Source organism: Candidatus Methanoperedens nitratireducens (assembly GCF_900196725.1).
GTDB lineage: Archaea > Halobacteriota > Methanosarcinia > Methanosarcinales > Methanoperedenaceae > Methanoperedens > Methanoperedens nitroreducens_A.
Genome location: NZ_FZMP01000164.1, coordinates 1 through 10589, shown reverse-complemented (window position 1 = coordinate 10589; position 10589 = coordinate 1). Strand labels below are relative to the sequence as shown.

Below are 10589 nucleotides of genomic sequence, written 5' to 3'. Positions count from 1 at the left end.
GTTTCTTCTTCATACCCGTATTCTTGTTCTTGTTCTTCAGGTATTTCCCTTACTGGTCTTGGTTTTTTATCCCTGCGAGAAATAATCTTTCTGGTTATAACCCTCTCTTCCGGGACTTCAACGTCAGTTTCATCAATTTCAGAAGGGTATTTCTCGGATTGATCTGATCCTGTTTCTTCAGGTATATCATATTCAACCGGCCTTGGCTTTCTTGAATGTTTTATTTTCGCTTTTTTCTTTGTACCTTCGGTTCTCTTAATATATTTTGGCCCCGAATCAATCCTTTCTATTTCACGTTCAGTTTTGTTGTTATTGCTATTGTTATTGTTATCCCCATTTGTCCCTGCACTTGCCATTTGCAGCCATACAGAACTTGACTTTCGTTCACCATTTGTGTTATCTTTATACTTGAATATAATATCGACTGATACAAGACCTTTGGAATCGTCTTTTAATCCCAATACGATCTTTCGTGTATCATCTTCTGATAATGGGTCACCTGTATCTCTTACCTGGACATTTCTTGAGAACCTGGCTATATTCTCATAATCTGTCTGGGTGTCAGCATCTTCTACTCTTGATATATAATTGCACTCCATATACGATGGAACTTCAATTTCAATCAGGGGAATGTCCACAATATCAGGAATGTCAGCATCTTCACAGTTTCGCCATTTGTCATTTTCATTGGATTCTATTCTTGCTATTGCTTCCCGTGCATGTTTTCGAAGTTCTGTCGAACCGTTCTTCCTGGCAGACCTTAATACCGTTAAGGCACGTTTATCACCAATGCGCCCCAGTGACCAGGCCGCATTTATCCTGACATTTTCAATCGGGTCGTTCAAAAGCCCGATCAGAGGAAGAACAGCTTTCACATGTCCTATTTCACCAAGAGCCCATGCAGCGTTTGAACGGATTTGAACATCATCTGTCTCAAGAAATCCTATTAGAGGAGATATTGCCTTCCTGGTCCTCAGTTCCCCCAGCATGCGTATCGCTTCACGGCATTCCTTTATATCGCCGGTTTCAAGAATATTCAGCAACCCTTCAATATCCTGGCGCTTTTTCATATCTCTTAAATCAGTATAATCTAAAGGCAATTTAACTCCCTCTCTGGGATAATAATCGATTATTTATCATCATTGATACGCTCAATTCTTAAGACATATTTCCCTTCACACAAATATAAATGAGGGTGTGAAGTAGGGTATCAAAAAATAACTATTAAAAAATAAAATATAAATCCAGACCTGAACCCGTGTGTCATAATCTGGTTTATTTTAACGTTAAAACTAATTTAATGATGAGGTGACTCTTCTTTTTCGGTAGCTCTTCGTTTTATCGTATCTTCACAGGCTTCAAAACAACTTTCACATATTGCTTTGTTTGAATCCCTGTGATAGGGTTCCTGGAATATGGGTATCTGGACTATCACCTGGAATAAAGGCACATTCCTTGTGCCGCATAGATCGCATTTTTTGCCTTTATGGGAACACGATTAACGTTCGCCTCATGACACCTGTCAAGACATTCCTCGTTTATACCTCGCCATGTACCTTTCGGATAAGCGAGTATCACACTCTCATCTCTTACTTTTACCGGACAAAGGGTTGGTCTTGCTGCACCACATAATTCACAATCTGCCATAATTATCGCACTCCTAGAACTTGAGCCGCATTGATCGCCATCTGGATGAACGGTTCAGGATACAGGCCTATTCCGATTGTACCTATTACTGCAAGAAGGATTGCAATTACATAAGGAACAGGTTCTTTTATTCTTTCGCCATTTGGCGGCAGCACATACATATATCTTATGACCCTGGCATAATAATAAATGGATAATGCGCTGTTTAAAATTGCAATGGTCACAATAATTAAGAGCCAGCTGCTTGCCTGGCTTGCTGCTTCCACCATTACTGAATAGAATAATACGAATTTCCCGATAAATCCTGCTGATGGCGGTATTCCTGCCAGGGCCAGGAAGAATATGAACAGGGACAATGCGGTTATTGGTGCGCGTTTTCCAAGCCCTGCAAAATTGCCTAAATCATCTGTGTTCTTAGCATTCTTATTATCATTCAAAACCATATAGCTGACAACTGCCACTGCAATGAATGCTCCTCCTTTCATGAGGGCATGGCCAAGCGCAAGAAGGACACCACCGGCGACTGACATTTGTGTCATCACCACAAAAGCAAGCGAAATATATCCGGCCTGGGCGATGGATGAATATGCAAGCATCCTCTTGATGCTGCGCTGGGAGATTGCGACAACATTACCGTATGTCATGGTTATTATTGCAAGTATTGCAAAAGTGTATTGAATATCCACTTTGATCGCCACTAATGCCAGGATAAGAACCCTGAATGCTGCAACAAATCCCATCTTCTTTGAACCTGCTGCAAGCAGGGCAGATACTACGCTGGGTGAACCTTCGTATGTATCAGGAGCCCACATATGGAATGGCACGAGCGCCATCTTGAAACCAAATCCTGCAACAAGGAAAATCATTGCCAGTATCCCAAGAGAGCTTTCTGCACTGAGATGAGTTATCCTGAAGAACTCAACTATCGCAGGAATGTTTGTTGAACCTGTTATTCCATAAATAAGCGACATGCCGAACAACATCAATGCAGATGATATTGAACCTATTATGAAATATTTCAAAGCAGCTTCAAGTGAAGCAGGGTTCTTTTTCTCAAAACCTGCAAGCACGTATGTTGACATGCTTGCAAGTTCAAAACCTACAAATAACGCTATCAGGTCATTTGCCGATGCTACTACCATCATTCCGACCGTTGACAGGAGAAGGAGTGCATAATATTCATCCTGATTGCGGTTATTCTTGAAATATTCAATAGAAGCAATGACTGCTATTAATGAAACTATTATGAATATTAACTTGAAAATCTGGGACAATGGGTCAATAACCAGGGAATCATAGAAAAAATTCGTCTTCCCGGTCATCCCGTTACCAAGAACATACACAAGTGAAGCCAGAAGTCCTGCTGCGCTTAAGTATCCAAACATATTCTTGGATTTATCGCTTATCAGTAAACCCATCAGTATAATAACAAAAGCCAGTATGGTCAGCAGTATTTCAGGGAGAAGTAAAGTAAAATTCATGTTATCACACCTTTCATTCCGGTAACAAACTGAAGTAATTGGGTTGCACTCGCAGTCATCATATCAAGCACAGGGTTCGGATTCAGTCCGAAGTATATGACCAGGAGGACAAGAATGGCCATGGAAGCTATTTCATAGTTCGCCCCATCATGGATATGCCCCAGTTTTTCATTATATGTACCAAATACCGCCCTTTGCATGGCCCAGAGATGGTATCCTGCTGTGAAAACGATACCAAAGAGTGCAAGTATCACAAATGTTGGAAGCGTAAAATACGAGTTCACAAGAATGAGGAATTCAGCAATGAACCCGCTCATACCTGGTAATCCCAGCGAAGCCAGGAACCCTGCAAGCATGACAAACGTCAGTTTTGGCATATATTTAGCTATGCCTCCCAAATCGTGGATTATCCTTGTTCCTGCAGAATGCTGGATCACACCACATGACATGAACAGGATACCTGTTATAAGACCATGCGAGAACTGCTGGTACATCGCCCCGCTTACGGAAAGTGGGATAAGTGCAGCAGCCCCAAGGGTCACATAACCCATGTGGCTTATACTGGAATAAGCAACCATCTTCTTGAGGTCACGCTGGGCAAGGGCCAGGAAAGTTCCGTATAGTATACTAAGCACTCCGATTATAGCCATGATCGTGATCATTTTTCCTGGTGAATCAGAATATGGCAGGATTGGAAGGATCACCCTGAAAAGGCCATAACCACCCATCTTGAGCAGCAAAGCAGCAAGTATGACACTGCCCGCTGTTGGGGCTTCAACGTGTGCATCAGGCAGCCAGGTATGGAAAGGCACAGCAGGCATCTTTACAAGAAAACCAAACAATAATCCTAAGAATACCGCATCTTTTAAAGAAATTATATCTTTCAACAGCCATCCATTCATAACCTGGTAGGATTTCAGGAGTTCAAAGATGTCAAAACTCGGTCTTCCGGTTATATGTAATGCATTGAAGTATAGCGTAAATATCGCAAGCAGCATAACCAGGCTTGCCACATGCGTATATATGAAGAACTTAATTGCAGCGTAGTCTTTTCTCGGCCCTCCCCAGATACTTATCAGGAAGTACATTGGTATAAGGACAATTTCCCAGAATATATAGAACACAAAGAAATCAAGTGAAGTGAAGACTCCCATCACACCTACCAGTTCAAGGAGGATCAAACCGTAGAACTTGTTTGCCTGTTGTGTTTCACCCCATGCAAATATGACAGTAAGCGGGATAATTATATTCGATAACAGCACAAGCGGCATACCGATCCCATCAACACCGAACTTTAAGTTCACTCCGATACTTGGTATCCAGGAGTATGTTTCAAGGAACTGTATTGCGGATATCTTACTATCAAATCCCGAGAATAATATCAATGATAAAGCAAATGATGCCAGTGATGTTACCAAAGCGATCGTACGTGCCTGCTTACGGGTTTTTGTTAAAAATGTTAAGATCGCTCCAAGCAGAGAGATAACGATCATTAATGAAATTAGAGCCATTATGTCCCTCCAGATTTAAGCTTGAGCAAAACTAAAAGCAACGCTACTCCAAGTATTGTGACTGAAGCATAATTCTGGACTACGCCTGTCTGTAATTTCCGGATTATTTCACCAAGCTTAAACAGTGTATTGCTGATAATATTGTCTATTATAAGCCAGTCAATGATCTTTCGGTCAACGAACTCTCCTGACCGGGCTACAACATCATGTGTCAATTTGACACCGATCAAGTCTGCACCTATCTTTGGTTCATAATATCTGTTATATAACAGTTTATAAAGTGGATTTCCTGATGAAACGATCTTACTCATATCGATCATTCGTTTGTTGTATATCGAATATGATATTAAGAAACCCAATACACCCACGATCACGGGCAACAGTACTAAAAATGCTGATGGGTGGAATGCCTCACCTTCATGAACAGCTATATTTACGTCCATCAATTCAAAATTTTTCTCAAGATATCCATTGAAATCAACATGTGAGAATCCAAAGAATAAAGCAAATAAGGCAAGTATTATTAATGGGCCTGTCATTACTCCCGGTGATTCATGGGAGTGCCTTTCAGAACGTGGTTTTCCTGTAAAAGTCATGAACCACAGCCTGAATATGTATATCGATGTCAAAAGAGCTGCAATAATTGCAAAGCCGTATGGGATCATATCATGTGTCACTTCCCCATACTCCAATGCCCCTTCTATTATGGCATCTTTGCTGAAGAAACCTGCAGTCCCAATATTCATAATGGGCATACCCAGACTTGCAAACGGAAAACCAATGCCTGCCAGGGCAAGTGCAGCTATAAACATTGTAGTTCCAGTTATTTTCATCTTTTTGAATAATCCACCCATTTCACGAATGTCGTTCGTGCCAACTGCATGGATCACACTTCCTGCACACAGGAAAAGCAGTGCTTTGAAGAATGCATGACTCAAAAGATGGAACATGGATATTCCTACGGCTTCAGCTCCAAGAACAGTTCCGGCTGTCCCGAGTGCCAGCATCATATACCCAAGTTGGCTGACCGTTGAATAAGCAAGCACTCTCTTAATATCATTCATTACAAGTCCCATCGTTGCTGCAAAAATGGCAGTAAAACCGCCTACATAAGTAACAATCAGAAGCGCATCCGGCACACCCGCAGATATTGTTGACGGGGTTGCGACAAACATCGGGAATGTTCTTGCAACAAGATAAACACCAGCCGTTACCATTGTTGCTGCATGAATAAGTGCAGACACCGTTGTCGGGCCTTCCATGGCATCAGGCAGCCAGCCATGAAGAGGGAACTGGCCGCTCTTACCTATAGCTCCGCCAAAGAAGAGAAGTGCGATATATGTTAATTGTGTCCCATCTATCAACGGAATTGCTTCAAACATTTTCTTGAATTGCAGTATGTAACTTTGCGATTCGATAACAAGAGTTCCATTATCTACAAGCAGTTTCATATTTACATAGAGCAGTACGATCCCTGCAAGGAAGAGCACATCTCCTACCCTTGTAACAAGGAAAGCCTTCTTAGCTGCTGCCGCTGCTGATGGTTTATGATACCAGAAACCTATCAGGAGGAATGAACACAGGCCCACAAGTTCCCAGGAAACGAAGAACTGGAGGATATTATCAGATAATATTACGCTTAACATCGCTGCTGTGAACAATGATGTTTCTGCAAAATACCGCGGTCTTGCAGGGTCATGCGCCATGTACCCGACAGCATAAATGTGAATCAGCAGGCTTACAAATGAAACCATCATCAGCATTACTACAGCCAGTGGATCTATTAAGATCCCAAGATTCATTCCAGCAAACCATGGCAATGATTGCTGTACCATACCATCTGTCGGATATATTTCAAGGAATATCCCGAGCGAGATAATGAACGATCCTGCTATAGCCGCTATTGGGAGCAATGCCCCGCCTGAATAGAGCTTCTTTCCGAAGAAAAGCGTAAGAACAAACGCTATAACCGGTAATAATACTATTAGCGCCGCATAATCACTGAACATATTACCACCTCAAGATATTGATATTGTCAAGATTGATCGTATCCCGTAACCTGAACAATGCAACAAGTATCGCAAATCCAATGGCCGCTTCTGCTGCTGCTATGGCAATTGAGAATATTGCAAATACCTGGCCTGTCGCATTGCCATTGTAACTTGAGAACGCAACAAGGTTAAGATTTGCTGAGTTCAAAAGCAGTTCTATGCACATCAGGATTTTGATTCCGCTTCTTTGTGTAATTATTCCATATACACCTATGGTGAATATTATTATCGAAATTAAGAGATATGAATATAACGACATTTTATGCCTCCTTTTTTGCGACATACAGGGCACCGATCAGTGCTGCCAGCAACAACAGTGAAAGCAATTCAAAGGAAAATATAAAATCGCTGAAAATCCCGCCCCTGATATCGGGACTTCCTGCGATATCCTCGATACTGATTGCAGTTATTTCCTCCTTCTTTGCCAGATCCGTATAACTGTTATCCAGGGCCATGAACAATGCAGCAAACAACAGTAATGCGATCAATAAATTGAATGTCTTGTTGATCATTTTATTCTTCCTCTCCCTTCTTGGTCAACATAATAGTGAATAATATAAGGGTTATTACAGCCCCAACATAGACCAGGACCTGTACCCAGGCAAGGAATTCTGCTTCCAGGAGTATGAATAGACCAGCGGTTCCGATGAACGTACCTGCAAGATATATTGCACTGTGGACTAATTTATTTGACCTGACCACCATGATCGTTGATATGATCGTGAGAACAGAAATAACAAGAAATACAATGTCTATCATTGTTTCACCTCTTTGTTGAATAATAATCTATCAGGACCATACACAAGACTCTCACGTGTGTAATCCGCAAGTTCATAATTCCCGGTCATTTTCATAGCATTCATGGGGCATACGTCCACACAAAGGCCGCAGAACAGGCACATCCCGATATTGACCTGAGGGTACCATCTTGTTTTATGCTTGACTATCTGGATAGTCCCATTCGGACAATTTACTTCACATATCCCGCAACCTATGCAGGCGTCTTCATCGACTGCATGCAGTCCCCTGAATCTTGGTGACACTTTCATTTTCTGGTATGGGTACTGAACGGTCACAGTCGGCCTGTTACCGACGCGTAACATATGTTTCATTGTAACAATGAGCCCTTTAATTATTCCAACCATTCCCCAGTTCTTTGTTATCCAGGCCATTAGAACACTCCTACGGTCAAAAGGAAACCAGTGACCAGTAAATTAAGTAAAGCCAGAGGTATCATGATCTTCCATCCCAGGTTGAGGAGTTGATCTATCCTTACCCTGGGTACTGTATCTCTCAACCACATCGCAAAGAATATTACTGCGTAGGTCTTAACCAAAAATACTCCCAACGATACCAGTGGAACCAGTGCCGCCGGAAGTAATGAAATGTATGGAAATGACCATCCACCAAGGAACAGCGTGACAACAATTGCAGAGACTGAGAATAAATGAGCATACTCTGCAAGGAAGAACATTGCAAATTTCATTCCACTGTATTCAGTGAAGAATCCTGCAACAAGTTCCTGTTCGGATTCCTGGAAATCAAAGGGTATGCGTCCCATTTCAGCAATAGAAGCAATAAGGAATAAAATGAAACCCAGAGGCTGCAGGAATATGAACCATTTTGGAATAAAGCCAAACCATGTGCCATTTTGCGCGGTTACAATATCAACAGTGCTCAGGGAGCCTGTGAACAAAACAATAGCAATCGCAGAAAGGGCCAGTGGTATTGTATAGCTTATATCCTGGGCTACGGCCCTCATCGCTCCCATCAAAGAATATTTATTATTTGATGCCCAGCCTGCCAGCAAAATCGCAATTGGTGATACGGCAGAGATAGCAATAATATAGAGAAGCCCAACATTTAGATCTGATATTATTAGTGACTCGCCAAACGGCAGTGGAATAAATATAAGGAGCGCTGGTATGAATACAAGAAAAGGCGCAAGCGTAAAAACCCACCTGTCAGCTTTTGCAGGAATTATATCTTCTTTTCCAATGAGTTTGACACCATCCATGACTGGCTGGAGCAATCCTCTTGGGCCTGTTACCATCGGACCGTATCTTGCCTGCACCATAGCGACAACCTTACGTTCCATCCATGTAAGGAACATGATCGTCAGAAGTGCGAAAACAAATAGTACCGCAATCTCTACGAATACTATAATGATCCTCAAAACGTACTCGATTCCTAATGTCTTGAATATGTTATTTATAGGTTCATAAATCCCTATGAAATTCAAGATGAACACAATAAGTTCGTAAGCATTTGCAAACATTATATCACCGGTCCACATCGCCAAGAACAACATCAATGGTCCCGAAGGCCGCTATCAGGTCAGGGATCATAAGCCCTTCTACCATTTTAGGTATAGCTGTAAGATTACAGAAAGAGGGTGAACGTATTTTGATCCTGTAGGGTTTAATGGTTCCATCACTTACAATATAAAAACCTAATTCACCTTTAGGCGCCTCGATCCTGCTGTAAACCTCACCGGGCGGCGGAGTGAATATTCTCGGGAAATATGTAGAAACTGCTGTTGGAACGCCGGTCATCGGAGCTATCCCATATTTAGCCAGGCTTGCTGGTTTTGCCGGAGGCATAGCATCAACTACCTGTCTTAAAATATGCAGGCTTTCTCTCATCTCATCTATTCTTACCATGTATCTGGCGAAGCTGTCACCTTCATTGCGCACACATACCTTGAAATCAAGGTCAGGATACACAGAATACGGCTCTAATTTCCTTATATCGTAATTCACGCCATGACCGCGAAGTGACGGACCTGTCATACCATAATTGATAGCATCCTGCGCGCTCATTACCCCTATACCTTTCATTCTCCCCATGAAAATCTCATTACCGCTGATAAGCTGCTCGTAATCATCAATGCGTTTATCCATATCATTTATGAACTCGTTGAGTTTTGGTATGAAGCCCTCAGGCATATCTTCCCTTACTCCTCCGGGCTTGATATAATTAAAAGTCATCCTTGCGCCGCATAACATATCAAATAACGCCAGGGCATTCTCTCTTTCCCTGAATCCGTACATTATCATAGTGGATGCACCAAGATCAAGAAGAAGAGAGCCGAGCATTACGAGATGGTTCACTATCCTGTTCAGTTCAAGCGTGAGAACACGTATGTACTCTGCCCTCAATGGAACCTCTATGCCTGCAAGTTCCTCCACGGCCTTAACGTAAGCGTAATTATTGGGAAAGGCTGAGATATAATCGAGCCTGTCTGTGTAAGGAACGAACTGCATATACGTCTTCATCTCTCCCAGCTTTTCTGTCCCCCGGTGGAGATATCCCATGACGATTTCGCATTTCTTGATTATCTCTCCGTCCATGGTTAACTTAAACCTCAATACACCGTGTGTACTGGGATGAACAGGACCCATGTTAATTAGAAGTTCATCTGTTTTCATTTTATCTCCTCAGCAGGTTCGTCCCGTCAGTGCTCACGATATCTTCCCCATCCTCCCCGACAGTAACGAACTGATCAACATTCATATCATAATCCTTTCGCAGGGGGTGGCCGATCCAGCCATCAGGCAGCAGTATCCTTTTAAGATTTGGGTGACCTCCGAACGTGATCCCGACAAGGTCATATGTCTCCCGTTCAAGCCAGTCTGCAACTTTCCAGATAGATGCAAGCGAAGAAACTTCCGGATTATTATGGTCAAGTATAACCTTTAAAACAAGGTTCTGTTTTTTGGTATAAGAAAAGAAGTTGTAAACAACCTCGAACCTGTCCCTGTAATCAATTCCCGTTATAACCGAAAGATTGTCAAATCCCATTTCTTTCACTTTCTTTGCCACATTTAACAGATCTTCTTTTTTAATGATCGCAAGAGGTTTTTTTATCTGAAACCCTACACTTACGACAGAATCCG

At 42.1% G+C, this 10589-nt stretch carries 13 protein-coding genes; all 13 read right to left on the bottom strand.

The genetic code is table 11. The annotated features are described in order from the left end of the window. Positions 1-1100 (bottom strand): HEAT repeat domain-containing protein (locus MNV_RS10470; RefSeq protein WP_096205852.1); only part of this gene is annotated, 1100 nt, incomplete at its 3' end. Positions 1101-1297: 197 nt separating this feature from the next. Further along, positions 1298-1435: a hypothetical protein gene (locus tag MNV_RS21350; RefSeq protein WP_394336542.1), complete on the bottom strand. Its 138-nt coding sequence runs from the start codon at positions 1433-1435 to the stop codon at positions 1298-1300. Then, complete coding sequence (gene fpoO / locus MNV_RS10460) at positions 1432-1647, bottom strand: F420H2 dehydrogenase subunit FpoO (RefSeq protein WP_096205848.1); 216 nt, start codon at positions 1645-1647, stop codon at positions 1432-1434. The genes MNV_RS21350 and fpoO overlap by 4 nt, the downstream gene beginning before the upstream one ends. 2 nt (positions 1648-1649) lie before the next feature. Beyond that, positions 1650-3128, bottom strand: coding sequence for an NADH-quinone oxidoreductase subunit N (locus MNV_RS10455; RefSeq protein ID WP_096205846.1), 1479 nt, complete (start codon positions 3126-3128; stop codon positions 1650-1652). Next, on the bottom strand, positions 3125-4639 hold the full coding sequence (locus tag MNV_RS10450) for a complex I subunit 4 family protein (RefSeq protein ID WP_303740881.1): 1515 nt from the start codon (positions 4637-4639) through the stop codon (positions 3125-3127). The genes MNV_RS10455 and MNV_RS10450 overlap by 4 nt, the downstream gene beginning before the upstream one ends. Next, positions 4639-6648 carry an NADH-quinone oxidoreductase subunit L gene (nuoL, locus tag MNV_RS10445; protein WP_096205842.1) on the bottom strand — a complete coding sequence of 670 codons (2010 nt, stop codon included), beginning with the start codon at positions 6646-6648 and terminating at the stop codon, positions 4639-4641. Before nuoL ends, MNV_RS10450 begins: the two co-directional genes overlap by 1 nt. A gap of 1 nt (position 6649) precedes the next feature. After that, the gene (gene fpoK, locus MNV_RS10440) at positions 6650-6949 is read right to left on the bottom strand and encodes a F420H2 dehydrogenase subunit FpoK (protein WP_096205840.1); all 300 of its coding nucleotides are present in this window, start codon (positions 6947-6949) and stop codon (positions 6650-6652) included. A 1-nt stretch (position 6950) separates the two neighbouring features. Continuing rightward, a complete protein-coding gene (locus MNV_RS10435) occupies positions 6951-7202 on the bottom strand; it encodes a hypothetical protein (protein WP_096205838.1) in 252 nt (83 codons plus the stop codon). Position 7203: 1 nt separating this feature from the next. Then, positions 7204-7449 carry an NADH-quinone oxidoreductase subunit J family protein gene (locus tag MNV_RS10430; protein ID WP_096205836.1) on the bottom strand — a complete coding sequence of 82 codons (246 nt, stop codon included), beginning with the start codon at positions 7447-7449 and terminating at the stop codon, positions 7204-7206. After that, the gene (locus tag MNV_RS10425; protein WP_096205834.1) at positions 7446-7862 is read right to left on the bottom strand and encodes a NuoI/complex I 23 kDa subunit family protein; all 417 of its coding nucleotides are present in this window, start codon (positions 7860-7862) and stop codon (positions 7446-7448) included. The genes MNV_RS10430 and MNV_RS10425 overlap by 4 nt, the downstream gene beginning before the upstream one ends. After that, positions 7862-8968: an NADH-quinone oxidoreductase subunit NuoH gene (gene nuoH / locus MNV_RS10420; RefSeq protein ID WP_096205855.1), complete on the bottom strand. Its 1107-nt coding sequence runs from the start codon at positions 8966-8968 to the stop codon at positions 7862-7864. Before nuoH ends, MNV_RS10425 begins: the two co-directional genes overlap by 1 nt. A gap of 4 nt (positions 8969-8972) precedes the next feature. Next, positions 8973-10121 (bottom strand): NADH-quinone oxidoreductase subunit D, encoded by a 1149-nt coding sequence (locus MNV_RS10415; protein WP_096205832.1) that lies wholly within the window; start codon positions 10119-10121, stop codon positions 8973-8975. A gap of 1 nt (position 10122) precedes the next feature. Further along, the coding region (locus MNV_RS10410; protein ID WP_218837991.1) for an NADH-quinone oxidoreductase subunit C at positions 10123-10589 on the bottom strand (467 nt) is incomplete at its 5' end.

Bases quoted from the DNA above. Each gene is read 5' to 3' on its own strand.
- fpoO (WP_096205848.1), bottom strand. From the start codon at position 1,647: ATGGCAGATTGTGAATTATGTGGTGCAGCAAGACCAACCCTTTGTCCG.
- MNV_RS10455 (WP_096205846.1), bottom strand. From the start codon at position 3,128: ATGAATTTTACTTTACTTCTCCCTGAAATACTGCTGACCATACTGGCT.
- MNV_RS10450 (WP_303740881.1), bottom strand. From the start codon at position 4,639: ATGGCTCTAATTTCATTAATGATCGTTATCTCTCTGCTTGGAGCGATC.
- nuoL (WP_096205842.1), bottom strand. From the start codon at position 6,648: ATGTTCAGTGATTATGCGGCGCTAATAGTATTATTACCGGTTATAGCG.
- fpoK (WP_096205840.1), bottom strand. From the start codon at position 6,949: ATGTCGTTATATTCATATCTCTTAATTTCGATAATAATATTCACCATA.
- MNV_RS10435 (WP_096205838.1), bottom strand. From the start codon at position 7,202: ATGATCAACAAGACATTCAATTTATTGATCGCATTACTGTTGTTTGCT.
- MNV_RS10430 (WP_096205836.1), bottom strand. From the start codon at position 7,449: ATGATAGACATTGTATTTCTTGTTATTTCTGTTCTCACGATCATATCA.
- MNV_RS10425 (WP_096205834.1), bottom strand. From the start codon at position 7,862: ATGGCCTGGATAACAAAGAACTGGGGAATGGTTGGAATAATTAAAGGG.
- nuoH (WP_096205855.1), bottom strand. From the start codon at position 8,968: ATGTTTGCAAATGCTTACGAACTTATTGTGTTCATCTTGAATTTCATA.
- MNV_RS10415 (WP_096205832.1), bottom strand. From the start codon at position 10,121: ATGAAAACAGATGAACTTCTAATTAACATGGGTCCTGTTCATCCCAGT.